Origin of the sequence: Moritella sp. F3 (assembly GCF_015082335.1) — a bacterium.
Classification (GTDB): domain Bacteria; phylum Pseudomonadota; class Gammaproteobacteria; order Enterobacterales; family Moritellaceae; genus Moritella.
The window spans coordinates 1-231 of record NZ_BLRL01000183.1; the positions used below are offsets into that span (position 1 = coordinate 1).

Sequence of the window (231 nt, forward strand, 5' to 3'; positions counted from 1 at the left end):
TAGTAGAAGAAGGCAGTCAGCCATCATTTGTTACTATGTGGTATGAAAAAACTGAACCGAATACGGGAACTCCAATTGACCTGAATATTCGAGAGTCAGGTGGTGATAGTTATAAAAAAGAGTATCTATTTACCCTTGATACTGAGTCGTCAAATCTCAAAGGTATTGACAAGTTTGAGCTTATAACGAGTGCAATGGACGAGCATGGAAATAGCTATGGTTACAATGGGG

At 39.0% G+C, this 231-nt stretch carries 1 protein-coding gene; it reads left to right on the forward strand.

The features are described 5' to 3' along the window. Positions 1-231, forward strand: a 231-nt coding sequence (locus JFU56_RS22815) for a hypothetical protein (protein ID WP_198439474.1), incomplete at both ends; no start/stop codon positions are given.